This window comes from Methylopila capsulata (genome assembly GCF_016907975.1).
GTDB lineage: Bacteria > Pseudomonadota > Alphaproteobacteria > Rhizobiales > Methylopilaceae > Methylopila > Methylopila capsulata.
Genome location: NZ_JAFBCY010000003.1, coordinates 606,962 through 624,965, shown reverse-complemented (window position 1 = coordinate 624,965; position 18,004 = coordinate 606,962). Strand labels below are relative to the sequence as shown.

The following is an 18,004-nucleotide window of genomic DNA, read 5'->3' as shown; positions in this document are numbered from 1 at the left end:
CGTCACCCCGCCGTCAGCACGACCTTGACGCTCTGCGAGCGGTCAAGCGCGAGGCGGAACGCCTGGGGAGCGTCGGAGAGCGGGCGCTCGGCGGTCACCAGCGCCATGACGTCGACGTCGCCGGCGACGATGAGGTCGACCGCCTCCGCGAACTCCGCATCGAAGCGGAACGTGCCCTTGAGGTCGAGCTCCTTCGCCATGATGGCGTTGGCGGGTATCTCGATCTTGCCTCCCGGCAGATTGCCGAGTTGGACGATCGTCGCTCCGCGCCGCACCGCCTTGATGGCGGAGGCGAGGCCTGCGGCCGTGCCGGAGGCCTCGATCGCGACGTCGAACGCCTTGTCCCTCGCCAACGGGTCGAGCGCCGCGTCGCCCTTCGACAGATCGATGGCGTGGTCGGCGCCGAGCCTCGTTGCGAACGCGAGCGGGGCCGCGGCCATGTCGACCATGGCGACCTCCGCTGCCCCGGCGCGCCTGGCCGCCAGCAGCGTCAGCAGGCCGATCGGTCCCGCCCCGAAGATCACCACGTTGCGGCCCGCCACATCGCCCGCGCGGCGGACGGCGTGCAGGCACACGGCCAGCGGTTCTGCGAGCGCTGCGGCCGCGAAGGGTAAGTCGACAGGCACCTTCACGCATTGCGCCGGCGTCGCGTCGAACAGGCTCGCGAAGCCGCCCTGCATGTGCGGCGTCTTGGACGCCGAGCCCATGAAATAGATGTTCTCGCAGAGGTTCGGCCGGCCCTCCTGGCAACGGACGCAGGTTCCGCACCAGCGCGACGGGTTGACCGCCACGTGGTCCCCGACCGCAAGCCCCGGCGCGTCGCCTGCGATCTCCACGATCTCGCCAGCGACCTCATGGCCCAGCACGAGCGGCGAGGTCACGACGAAATCGCCGGTCCGGGCGTGGCGGAAGTAGTGCATGTCGGAGCCGCAGATCCCGCCGGCGCCGAAGCGGATGCGGACCATCCCGGGCGCGAGGTCATCCAGCGGCCGGTCGACCATGCGGAGGTCTTCGGGGGCGTAGAGGGTGGCGGCGAGCGCTGTGGCGGCGGTCATTTCAGCAGTCCCATATGCCGAGGCAGCCAGAGGCTGAGCTCGGGGATGAAGGTGATCGCGAGCAGGGCCGCGAACAGCGGGACCAGCCACGGCAGGATCGCCATGGTGGTGCGCTCGACCGAGAGTTTCGCCACCCGCGACAGCACGAACAGCACCATGCCGAGCGGCGGGTGCAGCAGGCCGATCATCAGGTTGAGCGTGATGATCAGGCCGAAATGCACGGGATCGATCCCGAGCTTCAGCACGATCGGCAGCAGGATCGGCACAAGGATGGTGATCGCCGCGATGGTGTCGAGGAAGCAGCCGACGAACAGCACCAGCAGGTTTACCAGGATCAGGAACACCCACTTGTTCTCGGTGATCGACAGGAACGCCTCCGAGAGCAGGGCCGCGGCCTGGCTCACCGTCAGCAGCCACGCGAACACCGAAGCGGCGGTCACGATGAACAGCACCGAGGCCGTGGTCTCGATCGTGTCGAAGCCGGCCTTCGCCAGCGTCCTGAAGGTCATGGTGCGGTAGCGCACGAGGCCGAGGAACAGCGACCAGATCACCGCCGCGACCGCGGCTTCGGTCGGCGTGAACCAGCCGAGCGTCATGCCGCCGATCAGGATGACCGGCGTCATCAGCGCCATCACCGCCTCGAAGTCGAACCACCAGTCGAGCGCGAGCAGCGCCGCCAGCGCGACCAGGACGGCGACGTTGAGCGACACGCCGGCGAGCGTCATCAGGTAGATCGCGAACGGGAACGCAAACACCACGACGATCTCGACCGTCGCCGAAAACAGCTTCCTGATCGCGAACGGCGTGTCGGAGCCCCAGCCGTATTTGTAGGCGAAGACCGCGACGGTGATCATCATCAGCAGCGTCATGACGATGCCCGGCAGGATGCCGGCCATGAACAGCGCGCCGATCGAGACGTTCGCCATCATGCCGTAGATCACGAAGGGCAGCGACGGCGGGAAGATCGGCCCCAGCGTGGCGGAGGCGGCGGTGACGCCGACCGCGACCTCGGTCGGATAGCCGTGGTCCTTCATCGCCTTGATCTCGATGGTACCGATGCCGGCCGCGTCGGCGAGCGCCGTGCCGGACATGCCGGAGAAGATCACCGAACCGATGATGTTCACCTGCGCCAGTCCGCCCTTCATCCAGCCCACGAGCGCGACCGCGAAGGAGTAGATGCGTCCGGTGACGCCGGCGATGTTCATCAGGTTGCCGGCGAGGATGAAGAACGGCACCGCGAGCAGCGGGAAGCTCTCGACGCCAGCGATCATGCGCTGGGCGACGATGATGTCGGGCGCGGCGCCGAAGACGACGATGTAGAGCACCGACGAGACCGCCATGGCGATCGCGACGGGGACGCCGACGATCATCAGCACGAGAAAGCAGCCGAGGAGGAGGAGCATCGGGTCAGTCTCCGAAGCCGTCGAAGGCGCCGGGGCGCTCGAGCACGGAATAGCCGCGGCGCCAGTTGGCGATCGCGACCTGGATCGCGCGGGCCAGCATCAGCGCGAAGGCTGCGAGGATCAGGTAGAAGACGACGCTGCGCGGCAGGTCGATCGTGGTCATCCGCTCGCGCGCCACGAGCCGGGCGTAGCGGAACATCAGGTACGTGCCGTAGGCGAAGAAGCCGATCCGGACGAGATCGACGCCGGTCGCCAGCACCCGGCCGGTCGTCGCGCCGACGTAGTGGTAGAGCACGTCGACCTGGATGTGCCGGGACATGCGCACGCACATCACCGAGCCGAGGAAGACCACGAGGACGAGCGCGTTGATCGCGATCTCCTCCGTCCAGGCGAGGCTGTCGTTCAGCACGTAGCGGGTGACGAACTGCAGCACGACGCAGCCCGCCATGCCGACGAACAGGGCCAGCGTCAGCCAGTCCTCGAAGGCGTACTTCGAGAGATCGACGACGGCCGGCTGGTCCTCGAAGGCGTGGGCGAGCTCTTCCGCCGTGACGGGCGTGTGAGGCTGGGCGAGATCGGCTGACATGGGCGGGATCCGGGAGGGCAGAAGGCTCGGCGTAGGCGGATGCATGAATCCGTCATGCCCGCGTCTTCGCGGGTATCCACGACTTCGGCGTCGAGCGGGCGCTCAAGAAAGTCGTGGATGCCCGAAGACGGGCATGACGGAGGTGGGGGGACGCCCCTCACTTCACAGCGCGGATCGCGTCGTAGTCTTCCTTCCGGTAGCCGTACATCTCGACCGGCGCCTTCTCGAGCACCGTCTTCTCGAAGTCCTTCTTGTCGACTTCGACGATGTTGAGGCCGCGCTCCTTGAAGGCGGTCAGCAGCTTGGCCTCGCGCTCCTCGACGATCTTGGTCGCCCGCTCCGCCGCCTGCTGCGTCACCTCGGTGAAGATTTTCTTGTCTTCGTCCGAGAGCGAAGCCCAGCGGCTCTGGGAGATGATGATGTTGAGGTGATCGGTGATGTGGCCAGTCAGGATGACGTTCTTCTGGACCTCATAGAACTTCTTGGCGTCGATCGCGGTCAGCGGGTTCTCCTGCCCTTCGACCGTGCCGTTCTGCAGCGCGAGGTAGACCTCGGCGAAGGCGATCGGCGCGGTGTTGGCGCCGCAGGCCCGCGGCATGGCGAGGTAGGCCGGCGCGTCCGGCACGCGGATCTTCAGGCCTTTGAGGTCCGCGCAGGTCTTGACCACCCGGCTCGAGGTCGTCGTCTGGCGTGTGCCGTAGTAGGTGGCGGCCAGGATGTGGTGGCCGGTCGCTTCCTCGTAGCCCGCGGCGAGCTTCCGGAAGACGTCGCTCTTCGTGTAGGCGATGAGATGGGCCGGATCGCGGAAGATGTAGGGGTAGTAGGTCACCCCGATCGGCTTGTACTCCTTGGCGGCAAAGCTCGAGCCGGAGATGATGATATCGACAGTGCCGAGCGTGAGGCCCTGGTTGATGTCTGCTTCCTTGCCAAGCTGAGAAGCGGGATAGACCGTAATCGTGTAGCGCCCGTTGGTGCGCTTCTTGATTTCCTCCGCGGCCCAGACCGACTCGGTCTGGAACGGCTCCGTGGACTCGTAGACATGCGCCCATTTCAGCGCGGTCTGGGCCGTGGCCGGCCCGGCCGATAGCATGGCGAAGGCCGCGCCGAGCGCGGCGAGCGTGCGTTTCATCATTGGCGTTCCCTCAGGTGTTCTTTTTTGGTCTGCCGCGTTCGTTGACGCGTGAAGCGAAGCTGGAAGGTCAGGCGCCTCCGTAAGCCGCGACGGTCGCGGCGGCGCCGCGGTCGTAGAGCCGGGCCAAGGCGCGGGTGACGGCCTCGACGAAGCGTGGATCGCGTGGCAGGTCGTCGCCGAACACCTCGCGCACGCCGATCATCGCGGGCGCGAGCCGTTCCGCGACCGGACCCGCAGCGTCGGCGATGGCGCGGAGCCGGGGCCCGAGCGGGTCCTGCACGTCGATCGGCGCGCCCCGCTCGTCGACGCCGGTCGCGTAGCGCATCCAGGCGGCGAGCCCGAGGGCGGAGGCGTCGATCGGCGCGCCCGCCGCGAGGCGCTCGCGCGCCACGGCGACAAGCCGCTGCGGCAGCTTCTGCGAGCCGTCCATGGCGACCTGCCAGGTGCGGTGCCGGAGCGCCGGATTGCGCCAGCGCTTGAAAAGCGCCCGCTTGTAGGCCTCGACGTCCGCCTCGGCGGGCACGGCGATCGTCGGCGTCGCCTCGTTGTCCATGTAGGCGCCGACGAGGGCCGCGAGGGTCTCGTCGGATGCGGCCTCCGCGATGGTCTCGTAGCCCATGAGGTAGCCGAGGTAGGCCATGATCGAATGACTGCCGTTGAGCAGCCGCAGCTTCATGTTCTCGTAGGGCTCGACGTCGGCGACGATCTCCGCGCCCACCGTCTCCCACGCCGGGCGCCCCGTCGGAAAGCGGTCTTCGATCACCCACTGCGAGAACGGCTCGGCCGTGACCGGCCAGGCGTCCTCGACCCCGAGCGCCTCGGCCACGCGAGCGCGGTCCGCGTCCGTCGTTGCGGGCACGATGCGGTCGACCATGGTGCAGGGCGCGGCGAGTTCGCTCTCGACCCAGGCGCCGAGACCGGCGTCGCGCAAGGCCGCGAGCCGCGCGATCACGCGCTTCGCCACGCGCCCGTTCGACGGAAGGTTGTCGCAGGCGAGCACCGTGAACGGGGCCGCGCCCGCCTTCCGCCGCCGCAGCAGCGCCTCGACGATGATCCCCGGCGCCGAGCGCGGCGCGTGCGGATTTTCGAGATCGTGGCGGATGTCGGCGTGGTCTTCGTTGAGTTCTCCCGTGGAGGGCCGATGGCAGTAGCCCTTCTCGGTGACGGTCAGGCTGACGATCCGGACGCCGGGGTCGGCCATGGTCCGGAGCAGCTCCTCGCGGTCGTCGGGAGCGGCGAGCAGGCGGGTGATCGACCCGATCACCCGCGGCGCGTCGCCCGCCCCGTCGCGGACCAGCAGCGTGTAGAGCCCGTCCTGGGGCCCAAGGGCGTCGCGGGTGTCGGGATTGCGCAGGCTTGCGGCGGTGATGCCCCAGTTCGGATCCCGCGCCAGCAGGTCGTCCGTATAAACCGCCTGGTGCGCGCGGTGGAACGCGCCGACGCCGAGATGGACGATGCCTGTCGACACGGCGCGGCGTTCGTAGGAGGGCCGCCCAACCTGCGCCGGCAGCAGGGCGAGCGCGTCGGCGTTCAGCCGCGCCTTCGGCGCAGCGCCGCCGTCGATTTTATGCGCCGTATTCGGCGTCATGACGCTCCTCCCAGAGAGAGCTTTTCGCTATGCTAGTATGGTAGTTTATCAACGGCAACCACCACCGGATGCAAATGTTCGCCTCTCGAACTTATCTATCCCAGGCCCTGTGATGAACGCTCTGGGCTTCGCCTTCGACGACGCCGTGCCCGTGACCCGGCAGCTCACCCGCGCGCTGCGCAGCGCGATCGTGACCATGCGGCTGCGGCCGGGCGAGATGATTTCGGAGCAGGAGATCGCGACCCGATACGGCGTGAGCCGGTCGCCGGTTCGGGAAGCCTTCATCCGGCTCGGGGACGCAGGGCTGCTGAGAATCCGTCCGCAGCGCGGAACGCTGGTGGTGAAGATCTCGCGCATGGCCGTAGAGAACGCGCGCTTCGTGCGCGAGGCGATCGAATGCGCCGTGGTGAGGGAGGCGGCCCAACGCGTCGACCGGGAGGCGCGCGCCCTGCTCAAGGCGAGCCTGAAACGGCAGGGTTCCGCGGTCGCGGCGGGCGACGGCGCGGCCCTGTTCGCGTTGGACGAGGATTTTCACCGCCTGCTGGCGGACATCGCCGGCCGCACCGCGGCCTGGGACGTCCTGGAGGACGTCAAGGCCCAGATGGACCGCGTCCGCTTCATCGACATGGCCGAGGCCGTCCCGATGGCGATCGTGGCGGCGCACCATACGGCGATCGCCGAGGCGGTCATCGCGGCCGATCCGGACGCGGCGGAGAGCGCGATGCGCGCGCACCTCACGCTCATCCTCGAGTCGATGCCGCGGCTGGCGGCGGCCCATGCGGAGCTGTTCGAGCCCTGACGCGCGTTCGCCCGCCGGTGGACGGCGGGCGAACGGTCGCGTCGGTCTCGTCGTCGGCGGTCAGCGCGCCGGGGCGCCGCCGTCGACGCGGCGCGGCGCGCCGAGCGGGTTGTCGCTCTTCAGCGGAGCCGGCAGCAGATCGTCGGGCAGGTCCTGGTAGCTCACCGGCCGCAGGAAGCGGTTGATGGCGAGGCTGCCGACCGAGGTCGTGCGGCCGTCGGAGGTCGCGGGGAAGGGCCCGCCATGCACCATGGCGTGCGCCACCTCGACGCCCGTGCCGAAGCCGTTGACCAGGATGCGGCCGACCTTGCGCTCCAGCAGCGGCAGCAGCGAACGGGCGGCGTCGTGGTCCGTCTCGTCGATGTGGATCGCAGCCGTGAGCTGGCCTTCGAGGCTCGCAAGCACGCGGCTGAGCTGATCGAGGTCTGCGCAGCGCACCACGAGACCGGTCGCGCCGAAGATCTCCTCCTGCAGCGCCGGGTCGGCCAGGAAGGTCTCGGCGTCGACCTCGTAGAGGCCGGCCTGTCCCGCCGTCGGGGCGCCGGGTTTGCCGCGCGCGATCTCCTTCACCGCCGCATGGCCGGCGAGCTTCGCCACGCCCTTCTCGTAGGCCGCATGGATTCCGGGCGTCAGCATGGTGGAGGCCGGCGTCTCCGACAGCGCCGCGCCCGCTGCTGCGACGAAACCGTCGAGCGCGTCGCCCTCAAGTCCCAGGATCAGCCCGGGATTGGTGCAGAACTGGCCGGCGCCAAGCGTGACCGATCCGGCGAAGGCCTTGGCGATCGCGTCGCCGCGGGCGGCGAGCGCGCCGGGGAACAGCACGACCGGGTTGATGCTGCTCATCTCGGCGTAGACCGGGATCGGCACGTCGCGCGTCGAGGCGATCTTCATCAGCGCGAGACCGCCGGCGCGGGAGCCGGTGAAGCCCACCGCCGCGACGCGTGCGTCGGCGACGAGCGCCTGGCCGATGATCCGGCCGGCGTCGAACAGCAGCGAGAACACGCCCTCCGGCAGCCCGCAGGCTGCGACCGCCTTCTGCACCGCGCGGCCGACCAGCTCCGACGTGCCGGGATGCGCGGGATGCGCCTTCACCACCACGGGGCAGCCCGCGGCGAGCGCCGAGGCGGTGTCGCCGCCGGCGACCGAGAAGGCGAGCGGGAAGTTCGACGCGCCGAACACCGCGACGGGGCCTACGGGGATGTTGCGCAGGCGCAGGTCCGGCCGGGGCATCGGCTTGCGCTCGGGCAGGGCGGGGTCGATCCGGAGGTCGAGGAACGCGCCGTCGCGCACGACGCCGGCGAACATCTTGAGCTGGCCGACGGTGCGGCCGCGCTCGCCTTCGAGCCGCGGGCGCGGCAGGCCGCTCTCCGCCATGGCGCGCTCGACCAGCTCGTCGCCGATCGCGAGGATCTCGTCGGCGATGGTCTCGAGGAATTTCGCGCGCGTCTCGAGATCCGTCTCGGAGTAGGTCCCGAACGCCTCGCTCGCGAGCGTCAGCGCCCGGTCGAGATCCTCCAGCGAGGCCCCGCCGAACGCCGGCGCGATCGGCTCGCCGGTCGCGGCCTCGATCGCCTGGAAGCTCTCGCCTGTTCCGCGGACGGCGCTCGCGCCGATCAGGTTCTCGCCGGTGATGGACATGTGGTTTTCCTTCGGACGTTTCGGGAGCGCGCGATCGTTCAGGAGACCGGCGTCACTTGCCCCAGCGCAGCACCACCGGGTCGAGGCGCCTCGCGATCTCGATCAGGCCGGCCCGCGTGGCGGGATGTAACGGCGGAAGCGGCGCGCGCAAGGTCTCGTGCCTGATGACGCCGCCCTCCTTCATGAGCGCTTTGCAGGCGGCGAGCCCGCACTGGCGGTTCTCGTAGTTGATCAGCGGCAGCCAGCGTTCGTAGGCCGTCGCGGCCGCCTCGCGGTCGCCGGCGACATAGGGGTCGATGATTTGGCGGATGCCGTCGGCGTAGGCGCCGCCGGTCATCGCCCCAGTCGCGCCGGCGTCGAGGTCGGCCATCAGGGTGATCGCCTCCTCGCCGTCCCACGGGCCGACGATGGCGTCGCCGCCCTCTTCGATCAGCGCGCGGAGCTTCGCGGCGGCGAAGGGGACTTCGATCTTGAAATAGGAGAGGTGCTCGATCTCCTTCGCCATCTTCGCGAGGAACGGCACAGAAAGCGGCGTGCCGGCCACCGGCGCGTCCTGCACCATGATCGGGATGTCGATCGCGTCCGAGACGGTCTTGAAGAAGGCGTAGATCTGCGGCTCCGGCACCCGGAAGGTGGCGCCGTGGTAGGGCGGCATCACCATGACCATCGCGGCGCCCGCGTCCTGCGCGCGCTTCGAGCGCTCGGCGCAGACGTGGGAGCCGAAATGCGTCGTGGTGACGATCACCGGCACGCGGCCGGCGACGTGCTCGAGCACGCAGTCCAGCACCTGGTCGCGCTCAGCGTCGGTCAGCACAAACTGCTCGGAGAAGTTGGCGAGGATGCAGAGGCCGTCCGACCCTGCGTCGATCATGCAGTCGACCGCGCGGCGCTGGCCGTCGAGATCGAGCCGCCCGTCGGCGTCGAACACGGTCGGGGCGACGGGGAACACGCCGCGATAGGGAGCGGAGCTGGCCATATCAAATGATCCTCAATCGAACATTTGTTCGAGGGTGAGATAGCGGAATGCGCCGGAGAGGGGAAGCCGGACGTGTGATTGCAGGGACGGCCGCCCCCGGCCGGCGATAACCCTGCGCTGGAGCCGCCGCGCAGTGAGCCCGCGGTCATCCGCTCTCCATGGTCGCCCCGGGCTTGTCCCGGGGCCCATCAGCCCGCCGGTCGAGATCGGTCTTCGCCGGCGGGCTGATGGAGTCCGGGACTTCGCCCGGAATGACGCGGGGTTCAGGGCGTCATGAAATCAGTTGGTGAACTCGGCCGGCAGCGCCATGCCGAAGTACTTCTGGTAGATGCCGTTAAGCTTGCCGTTCTTGAGGTTCGCCGACACCCACTCGTCGAGCTTGGCCTGGAACGCCTCGTCGTTCTTGCGCAGGCCGATCGCCATCGGGTAGGCGGCCATGGTCAGCTTCACCTCGAGGTTCTTGCCCGGGTTGGCGTCGCGCACGGCGTTCGCGGTCGAGAGCGCCGCCGCCAGGATGTCCTGCTGGCCGGTGGCGACCGCCGCGTTGGCCGTGGCCTCGTCCTCGTAGCGGACGACGCGGGCGCCGGGGGCCGAGGCCTTCGTCACCTTGGTCAGTTCGATGTCGGCGGTGGTGCCGCGGGCGACCGCGATGGTCTTGCCGTCGAGGTCCTCGGGCTTTGCGATCGTCGCGTCCTTCGGCGCGGAGACGACGACGGGCACGACGCCGTAGGGCTTCGAATAGGCCACGACCTTCTTCCGCTCCTCGGTGATCGAGAACGAGGCGATCACGACGTCCGCCTTGCCGGAGAGCAGGAAGGGCACGCGGTTGGCGCCGGACACCTGGACGACCTGCAGCTTCACGCCGAGGTCGTCGGCGAGCAGCTTCGCGGTCTCGACGTCGGAGCCGGTCTCCTTGGCGGAGGAGTCGAGCATGCCGTAGGGCGGGTGGCTCACATCGATCGCGACCAGGAGCGCGCCGCGCTCCTTGATGGTCTCGAGCGTGCCGGCGTGGGCGGGGGCGGCGAACGCCGCGAGGCCGAGCGCCAGCGCGAGCGCGGAGCGGCGAGAGACGGTGGCGAAGGTCATGGGTGGTTCCTCTCGAGGGTGGGCCGTCTTACCGCGGCCGATTGAATGAAGGCGCGACGCGTCAAAGACGTCGCGAGACGTCAGAGGTCGGTGGCGACGAACTGCTGCAGTTCGGCGGTCTGGGGCGCGCGCAGCATCTCCGCGCCGCCGCGCTCCCAGACCTTGCCGTGGTGCATGAAGACGATCTGGTCGGCGACGCCGCGGGCGAAGCCCATCTCGTGGGTCACCAGCACCATGGTCATGCCGTCCTTGGCGAGCCGCTCGATCACGCGCAGCACCTCGCCGGTGAGTTCGGGATCGAGCGCCGAGGTGACCTCGTCGAACAGCATCAGCTTCGGCTTCATGGCGAGCGAGCGGGCGATCGCGACGCGCTGCTGCTGGCCGCCGGACAGCTGTTCGGGATAGCTCTGCGCCTTTTCCGACAGGCCGACCTGGGCCAGCACATGGGCGGCGAGCTCCTTCGCCTCTTTCGCGCCGACCTTCATCACCTTGCGCGGGGCGAGCGTGACGTTCTGCTCGACGGTGAGATGCGGGAACAGGTTGTAGCTCTGGAACACGATCCCGACCTCCTGGCGCAGCTTGCGCAGGTCGGTCTTGCCGTCGTGGAGCTTCTCGCCGCAGACGTGCAGCTCGCCGCCGTTCACGGTCTCGAGCCCGTTGATGCAGCGGAGCGCGGTGCTCTTGCCGGAGCCGGAGCGCCCGACGAGCACGACGACGTCGCCGCGGGGGACGTCGAGCGTGATCCCCTTCAGCACCTCGACCGCGCCGAAGGATTTGTGGACGTCCTGGAAGCGGACCATGGGCTCCATGGAAGTTGTCTCCTCAGACGCGTTTCAGCTTGCGCTCGAACCGACCGGCGAGCAGCGACAGCGGGTAGCAGATGACGAAGTAGAGCGCGGCGGCGATCGAGAAGACGAGGAACGGCTTGTAGGTCGAGTTGTTCAGGACCTTGGCCGAGTAGGTCAGGTCGAAGAAACCGATCACGACCGAATACGACGTGTTCTTGACGATCTGGACGAGGAAGCCGACGGTGGGGGGCACCGCGATCTTGAGCGCCTGGGGCAGGATCACGTGGACGAAGCGCTGCGTGCCCGTCAGGGCGAGGCACTCCGCCGCCTCCCACTGGGTCTTCGGCACCGACTGGATGCAGCCCTTCCAGATCTCGCCGAGATAGGCGCTGGAGTAGGCGGTCATCGCGAGCCCGGCGGCGACCAGCGCCGGCACTTCGAAGCCGCCGATCGACAGCCCGAAGTAGACCACGAACATGATCACCGGCAGCGGAATGCCCTGGATCAGCTGGACATAGGCGCTCGCGACCATCCGTAGCGCTCTGAGCTTCGACGAGCGGGCGAGCGCCACCGGCAGCCCGAGGATCGTGCCTCCGACGAAACCCAGCAGAGACAGCACCAGGGTCCAGCCGGCGCCGCGGACGAGGAAGAGCAGTTGGTCGATGGTCAGTCCGAGCATCGTGCCGATCCCTCTAAAGCGGCGTGCCAAGCCGCCGCCGCCGCGGGAACGCGGCGAGCGCGACCCCGTGCAGGGTGAGGCGAAGCGTGGTGACGAGGGCGAGGTAGATCACGGCGGTGACGAGGTAGGCCTCGAAGCCGCGGAAGGTGAAGGACTGGATCTGGTAGGCGACGCCAGTCAGTTCTTCGGCCGAGATCTGCGACATGATCGAGGTCGCGAGCATCATCAGGATGAACTGGCTGACGAGCGCGGGGTAGACCCGCTCCACCGCCTGGGGCAGCTCGACGTAGAGCACCCGCTGGGGGCCGCTGAGCGCGAGGCAGGAGGCGGCCTCGCGCTGGCCGCGCGGGATGCTCTCGAAGCCCGCCCGCATGATCTCGGCGGTGTAGGCGCCGACGTTGATCGAGAGCGCGATGATCGCGGCGGTGAAGGCGTCGAGACGTGCGCCGAGCACCGCGAGGCCGAAGAACAGCCAGAACACCTGGATGACGAGCGGGGTGTTGCGGATCGCCTCGACGTAGACCGTCGCCACGCGCCGCACCGGCGTGGAGCCGTAGATCCGGCCGATGGCGCACAGGGTTCCGATGACGAAGCCGGGAACGATCGAGACGACCGTCATCCAGAGCGTGAGCCACACCCCGCGCCACAGGTCGGGGGCGTACTCGCTCAGAAAACTGAAGTCGAACTCGTAGCCCATTCCTTGATCCGTTCCAGACTGGCTGTCGTCAATCCACGGTTCGTCTTCAGGACAAGTCGCATGGCGACGTAGTCTTGTGTCAGAGGGGCGCGAATACGAGCCGAAAGAACGTGAAGACGGTCGAAATGATCGATCCGTCCGGTTTCCTCATGATCAGCGCTCTGACGTCGCTGTTGACTTTCATCGCCTATCATGGTCGTACATTGCACGCAATAGCCAATAAATTGATCGACCCGGCGCGACCCAGGGTCGGCGCATCGTCCCGAGGAGGCGCGCACATGCCGGTGGAAACCCTTGATCGTCAGGCCCAGGCCATCCGTCTGAATCCCGCTGACAACGTCGCCGTGGTCCGCTCCGGCGTCGCGGCGGGAACGCCCGTCGGCGTCGCCGGCGTCGTGGCCTCGGGCGAGGTGCCGCGCGGCCACAAGGTCGCCGTGGGGTTCATCGCCAGCGGCGCGGAGGTCATCAAGTACGGCCAGACCATCGGCTACGCGACGCGCGACATCGCGGCGGGCGATCATGTGCATCTGCACAATATGGCGATGCACGACAGCGAGGTGGTGCACCACTTCGCCGCCGACGCCCGTCCGACGCCGCTGTTGCCGGAGGGCGAGCGGCGCACCTTTCTGGGCTTCGGCCGCGCGAACGGCGACGTCGGCACCCGCAACTACATCGGGATCGTGAGCTCCGTGAACTGCTCCGCGACCGTCGCCAAGGCGGTCGCCGACCACTTCAACAACAAGGGCGGGCTTTCAGCTCATCCCAACGTCGACGGCGTCGTCGCGCTGACCCACGGCGGCGGCTGCGCGATCAACACCGCCTCCGAGGGCTACCGCTTCCTGATCCGGACGCTCGCGGGCTACGCCCGCAACCCGAACTTCGGCGGCATCCTGATGATCGGGCTCGGCTGCGAGACCAACCAGATCGACATGCTGCTGGAGCGTTCGGGCCTCGCGGAAGGGCCGTTCCTCAAGACCATGACGATCCAGCGCACGGGTGGCACGCGCAAGTCGATCGAGGCGGCCTCGGAGGCGATCCGTGGCATGCTCGACACCGTGAACGCGGCCGAGCGCACCCCGCAGCCGCTGTCGAAGCTCAAGCTCGCGCTCCAGTGCGGCGGTTCGGACGGCTACTCCGGGATCTCGGCGAACCCGGCGCTCGGCCACGCCGCGGACCTGATCGTTCGGCACGGCGGCACGGCGGTTCTCTCGGAAACGCCCGAGATCTACGGCGCCGAGCATCTGCTGACGCGCCGGGCGCAGACGCCCGCGGTCGCCCAGAAGCTGATGGACCGCATCGAGTGGTGGCGCGACTACACCGCGAAGAACGACGCGGAGCTCAACAACAACCCCTCGCACGGCAACAAGGCTGGCGGCCTGACGACCATTCTTGAGAAGTCGCTCGGCGCGGTCGCCAAGGGCGGCACCATGCCGCTCGAAGCCGTCTACGAATACGCCGAGCCGATCGACCGCACGGGCTTCGTGTTCATGGACACGCCGGGCTACGACCCAGTGGCGGTCACGGGCCAGGTCGCGGGCGGCTGCAATGTCATCTGCTTCACCACCGGGCGCGGCTCGGTCTCGGGCTTCAAGCCGGCGCCCTGCATCAAGATCGCGACCAACGACGCCATGTACGAGCACATGGAAGAGGACATGGACGTGAACTGCGGGGGGATCGTCACCGGCGCCGACACCATCGAAGCGGCGGGCGAACGCATCTTCGAGAAGATCATCGCCGTGGCCTCCGGCGAGCCGTCCTTGAGCGAGACCTTCGACTACGGCGACAACGAGTTCGTCCCCTGGCCGCTCGGCGCCGTGACCTGAAGCTGGACGTTAAAACGTCGAACGGCGTCGTCATGCCCGTCTTCGCGGGCATCCACGATTTGGACGTGGGGCGCATGGGAAGGACGTCGGGGATGCCCGAAGGCGGGCATGACGCGACGGTTCCGCGCGCGATCTATATCGTCCCGTGAGTCGGTAGGAACATGTTCGAACGCAAGCGCCCGGCTTACGTCCTGATCGCGGACACGCTGCGCGAGGCCATCGTCGCGGGGCGGCTGCCGGCAGGCGCGGTGCTCGCCGAGGGCGTGCTGGCGAGCCTGTTCGGCGCCAGCCGCTCGCCGGTGAAGCAGGCCTTCGCGCAGCTCGAGGCGGAAAAGCTGGTGCGGCGGTTCGACGGGCGCGGCGTTCTCGTCGGGGACGGGCCGCCGAAGCGGGTCGCGCTCACCGCCGAGATCCTGGGGCTTGCGACGGGCGCCGCGCGCGACGACGCGTGGGACACGCTGTACTACGCGCTGGAGCGGGCGGTCATCGAGGCCTCCGTCTTCGGCCGCTTCCGCATCAACGAGCTCGCGCTGGCGCGCCACTTCGGCGTCGGGCGGACGGTCGCGCGCAACCTGCTGCTGCGGGCGCAGGGCGCGGGGATCGCGGTCAAGACCGACAGCGGCCACTGGCAGATCGTGCCGATGGACGAAGCCCGCATCAGCGATCTCTACGAGCTCCGGCTGATGCTGGAGCCGCCCCTGATCAAGAGCGCCGCCGGCCGCGTTCCGGGCGCCCAGCTCCGCGAGATGATGACGCGGCACGCCGCCGCGAACCGGGCGGCGCCGGACTACGGCGTCGCCGAACTCGACGCGCTCGAGGCGGACATCCACGTCACGTGCCTCGGCTTCGGCCGCAACGCGGAGGCGCGGGCCGCGCTCGAGCGCACGCGCTGCCTGCTCGTCGTCGGCAAGCACATCCAGGCCGCGATCGCCAAGGCGCCGCGCATCGATCCGTTCATGGACGAGCATCTCGCCATCCTCGCGGCGCTGGAGGCGAACGACGGCGACCGCGCCGCCGCGGCGCTCAGCGACCATCTGCTTTCCAGCATGCGCAAGGCGGCGGAGCGCATCGAGGCGTTCCGGGCGCAAGGCGGCCCCTCCGCGCCGGCGTTCCTGATGGCGTGAGCGCAAGTGGCCGTCGACGTCTGCTTGTCGATTGGGCGGTTGACGCCGTTTTAGGCTGCTCGTCCCTCTGCCGGGCGGCAGGCCCCGTCCGGTCCGAGCGATGCGCGTCTGGCACGGCCGTTGCTCGTCTGCGGCCCAGCCCGGAGCCCAGATGCCGCAAGCCGCCGAGATCGACCTCGCCTCGATCACCAAGCGTTACGGCGACGACGCCGTCGCAGTCGACGCGATCAGCCTGAAGATCAAGGCCGGGACCTACTGCTGCCTGCTCGGTCCCTCAGGCTGCGGCAAGACCTCGACGCTGCGCATGATCGCCGGCCACGAGAGCGTCACCTCGGGCGACATCCGCCTCGGCGGCGTCGTGGTGACGGATCTGCCGCCCGCCCGGCGCGCGACCTCGATGATGTTCCAGTCCTACGCGCTGTTCCCGCACCTCGACCTCGTCGACAACGTCGCCTTCTCGCTGAAGATGAAGGGCGTGGCGAAGGCCGAGCGGCGGGAGAGGGCGCTCGGCATGCTCAAGCTGATGCACATGGATCAGTACGCCTCGCGGCGGCCCGCGCAGCTCTCCGGCGGCCAGCAGCAGCGCGTCGCGCTCGCCCGGGCGCTGATCACCAGCCCGCAGGCGCTGCTGCTCGACGAGCCGCTGTCGGCGCTCGACCCCTTCCTCAAGGTCCGCATGCGCGCCGAGCTGAAGCGCCTGCAGCGCGACCTCGGCGTCACCTTCGTCCACGTCACCCACAGCCAGGAGGAGGCGATGGCGCTCGCCGATCTGGTGGTGGTGATGTCGAACGGCCGGATCGAGCAGGCGGCGGCCCCGCGCGAGATCTTCCATCGGCCCGCCACCGCCTTCGTGGCGAGCTTCATGGGCGAGCACAACGTGCTGTCCGGCAAGGTCACCGCCCTCGACGAGGTCGGCGCGACCCTCACCTGTTCGGGCGGCGCGGCGTTCCGGCTGCCCGCGGCCGCGCATCTGGAGCTCGGCGGCCCCGCGCAGGCCGCGGTGCGACGCGACCGCATCCGGATCGGCGAGGCGGCGGCTCTCGGCCTCGGCTTCACCGGCCATGTCCGCAACGTCGAGTACCGCGGCGGGTCCATGAAGATGACCCTCGACGCCCCGGGGGTGGAGGACTTCACCGTCTACGCCGACGAGGTCGCCTTCGACGCCGCGCCGCACGAGATCGGTCAGGCCGCGCCGCTCGCCTGGAGCCTCGCCGACGTCCACGTGCTCCGCCCCTCGCTGCAGTGATCCCGACCCCGCATGACGCAAGGACCGGCCCATGACTGATCCTAAGACCATCGATCCGACGACCGGCTTCGACCGTCGCGCCGTTCTGAAAGGCGCGGCGGCCGCGGTCGGCGCCGCCGCCGGCTCCGGCGTGGTGACCGGGTTCCCGGCGATCTGGGCCCAGAACATCAAGGACGTGACGCTGCGCCAGTTCGGCACCGGCGTCTCGAACCTCAATGCCATCGCCGACCAGGTGAAGAAGGACCTCGGCTTCACCCTGCGCATGACCGCGCTCGACAGCGACAGCGTCACCCAGCGCGCGGTGACCCAGCCCGACAGCTACGACATCGCCGACATCGAGTACTGGATCGCCAAGAAGGTGTTTCCGAGCGGCGCGCTGCAGCCGATGGAGGTCAAGAAGATCAAGTACTACGACCAGATCGTCCCGATCTTCACCACCGGCAAGCTGACGCCCGACAGCGTGGTCGCCCAAGGGACGGCGCCCAGCACGGTCGGTTTCGTGGAAGGCCCCGGCGCGAAGACCTTCGCGAAAGCGCCCACCGAGTGGATGACGCTGATCCCGACGATCTACAACGCCGACACGCTCGGCATCCGGCCCGACCTCGTCGGCCGGCCGATCACGAATTGGAAGGACATTCTCGACCCGAAGTTCAAGGGCAAGACGTCGATCCTCAATATCCCCTCGATCGGCATCATGGACGCTGCGATGATCTGCGAGAGCGCGGGCATCCTCAAATACGGCGACAAGGGCAACATGACCGAGGCGGAGATCGACACGACGATCGCCACCCTGATCGAGGCCAAGAAGGCCGGCCAGTTCCGCGCGTTCTGGAAGACCTTCGACGAGAGCGTGAACCTGATGACCTCCGGCGAGGTCGTCATCCAGTCGATGTGGTCGCCGGCCGTCACCGCCGTGCGGTCGAAGGGCGTGCCCTGCGTCTACCAGCCGCTCGCCGAAGGCTATCGCGCCTGGGGCGGCGGCCTCGGCATCGGCAAGAACGTCAAGGGCCTCGTGCTCGACGCGGCCTACGAATACATCAACTGGTACCTGTCCGGCTGGTGCGGCGCCTATCTCAACCGCCAGGGCTACTACTCCGCCTGCCTGTCGACCGCGAAGCAGCACATGTCGGCGGACGAGTGGGGCTTCTGGATGGAAGGCAAGCCCGCGGTCTCCGACATCCTGTCGCCCGACGGCAAGGTGCTGGAGAAGGCCGGCGCGGTGCGCGACGGCGGTTCGTTCGAGGAGCGGATGGGCAAGGTCGCGTGCTGGAACGCCGTGATGGACAAGGATCGCTACATGGTCCGCAAGTGGAACGAGTTCATCGCCGCGTGAGCGCCGCGCCGCGCAGCCCTCGCGTTCCGGGGAACGCCGGGACCACGCAAG

Annotated in this window: 16 protein-coding genes; 5 read left to right on the top strand and 11 right to left on the bottom strand. The window is 68.8% G+C overall.

The window, feature by feature from the left end:
• Positions 1 to 2 precede the first annotated feature (2 nt).
• The 5 genes from JOD31_RS14135 to JOD31_RS14115 form a co-directional block, all read right to left on the bottom strand.
• On the bottom strand, positions 3 to 1,055 hold the full coding sequence (locus tag JOD31_RS14135; protein WP_204950975.1) for an L-idonate 5-dehydrogenase: 1,053 nt from the start codon (positions 1,053 to 1,055) through the stop codon (positions 3 to 5).
• Positions 1,052 to 2,458: a TRAP transporter large permease gene (locus JOD31_RS14130; protein ID WP_204950974.1), complete on the bottom strand. Its 1,407-nt coding sequence runs from the start codon at positions 2,456 to 2,458 to the stop codon at positions 1,052 to 1,054. The genes JOD31_RS14135 and JOD31_RS14130 overlap by 4 nt, the downstream gene beginning before the upstream one ends.
• A gap of 4 nt (positions 2,459 to 2,462) precedes the next feature.
• Positions 2,463 to 3,044 carry a TRAP transporter small permease gene (locus JOD31_RS14125; RefSeq protein ID WP_204950973.1) on the bottom strand — a complete coding sequence of 194 codons (582 nt, stop codon included), beginning with the start codon at positions 3,042 to 3,044 and terminating at the stop codon, positions 2,463 to 2,465.
• Positions 3,045 to 3,201: 157 nt separating this feature from the next.
• Complete coding sequence (locus JOD31_RS14120; RefSeq protein WP_204950972.1) at positions 3,202 to 4,176, bottom strand: sialic acid TRAP transporter substrate-binding protein SiaP; 975 nt, start codon at positions 4,174 to 4,176, stop codon at positions 3,202 to 3,204.
• 67 nt (positions 4,177 to 4,243) lie between these two features.
• The gene (locus JOD31_RS14115) at positions 4,244 to 5,764 is read right to left on the bottom strand and encodes a mannitol dehydrogenase family protein (RefSeq protein WP_204950971.1); all 1,521 of its coding nucleotides are present in this window, start codon (positions 5,762 to 5,764) and stop codon (positions 4,244 to 4,246) included.
• 112 nt (positions 5,765 to 5,876) lie between these two features.
• Between JOD31_RS14115 and JOD31_RS14110 the strand changes: the two genes are divergently transcribed.
• Entirely contained in the window at positions 5,877 to 6,563 is a 687-nt protein-coding gene (locus JOD31_RS14110; protein WP_204950970.1) for a GntR family transcriptional regulator, read from the top strand.
• Between the two features lie 60 nt (positions 6,564 to 6,623).
• On the opposite strand, the gene JOD31_RS14105 is transcribed toward JOD31_RS14110, so the two are convergent.
• The 6 genes from JOD31_RS14105 to JOD31_RS14080 form a co-directional block, all read right to left on the bottom strand.
• Positions 6,624 to 8,201 carry an aldehyde dehydrogenase (NADP(+)) gene (locus tag JOD31_RS14105; protein WP_204950969.1) on the bottom strand — a complete coding sequence of 526 codons (1,578 nt, stop codon included), beginning with the start codon at positions 8,199 to 8,201 and terminating at the stop codon, positions 6,624 to 6,626.
• Between the two features lie 52 nt (positions 8,202 to 8,253).
• Complete coding sequence (locus JOD31_RS14100) at positions 8,254 to 9,177, bottom strand: dihydrodipicolinate synthase family protein (RefSeq protein WP_204950968.1); 924 nt, start codon at positions 9,175 to 9,177, stop codon at positions 8,254 to 8,256.
• Positions 9,178 to 9,456: 279 nt separating this feature from the next.
• On the bottom strand, positions 9,457 to 10,263 hold the full coding sequence (locus tag JOD31_RS14095; RefSeq protein WP_204950967.1) for a transporter substrate-binding domain-containing protein: 807 nt from the start codon (positions 10,261 to 10,263) through the stop codon (positions 9,457 to 9,459).
• Positions 10,264 to 10,343: 80 nt separating this feature from the next.
• Positions 10,344 to 11,072 (bottom strand): amino acid ABC transporter ATP-binding protein, encoded by a 729-nt coding sequence (locus JOD31_RS14090; protein ID WP_204950966.1) that lies wholly within the window; start codon positions 11,070 to 11,072, stop codon positions 10,344 to 10,346.
• A 13-nt stretch (positions 11,073 to 11,085) separates the two neighbouring features.
• Positions 11,086 to 11,730, bottom strand: coding sequence for an amino acid ABC transporter permease (locus JOD31_RS14085; RefSeq protein ID WP_204950965.1), 645 nt, complete (start codon positions 11,728 to 11,730; stop codon positions 11,086 to 11,088).
• A gap of 13 nt (positions 11,731 to 11,743) precedes the next feature.
• On the bottom strand, positions 11,744 to 12,427 hold the full coding sequence (locus tag JOD31_RS14080) for an amino acid ABC transporter permease (RefSeq protein WP_204950964.1): 684 nt from the start codon (positions 12,425 to 12,427) through the stop codon (positions 11,744 to 11,746).
• A gap of 278 nt (positions 12,428 to 12,705) precedes the next feature.
• Here JOD31_RS14080 and JOD31_RS14075 point away from each other — a divergent pair, with 278 nt between their 5' ends.
• From JOD31_RS14075 to JOD31_RS14060, 4 genes are all read left to right on the top strand, one after another.
• Positions 12,706 to 14,250: a UxaA family hydrolase gene (locus tag JOD31_RS14075; protein WP_204950963.1), complete on the top strand. Its 1,545-nt coding sequence runs from the start codon at positions 12,706 to 12,708 to the stop codon at positions 14,248 to 14,250.
• Positions 14,251 to 14,411: 161 nt separating this feature from the next.
• Positions 14,412 to 15,374, top strand: a complete 963-nt coding sequence (locus JOD31_RS14070; RefSeq protein WP_204950962.1) for a GntR family transcriptional regulator — start codon at positions 14,412 to 14,414, stop codon at positions 15,372 to 15,374.
• 151 nt (positions 15,375 to 15,525) lie between these two features.
• A complete protein-coding gene (locus tag JOD31_RS14065) occupies positions 15,526 to 16,620 on the top strand; it encodes an ABC transporter ATP-binding protein (RefSeq protein ID WP_204950961.1) in 1,095 nt (364 codons plus the stop codon).
• Between the two features lie 31 nt (positions 16,621 to 16,651).
• Positions 16,652 to 17,953, top strand: coding sequence for an ABC transporter substrate-binding protein (locus tag JOD31_RS14060; protein WP_204950960.1), 1,302 nt, complete (start codon positions 16,652 to 16,654; stop codon positions 17,951 to 17,953).
• Positions 17,954 to 18,004: the final 51 nt, after the last annotated feature.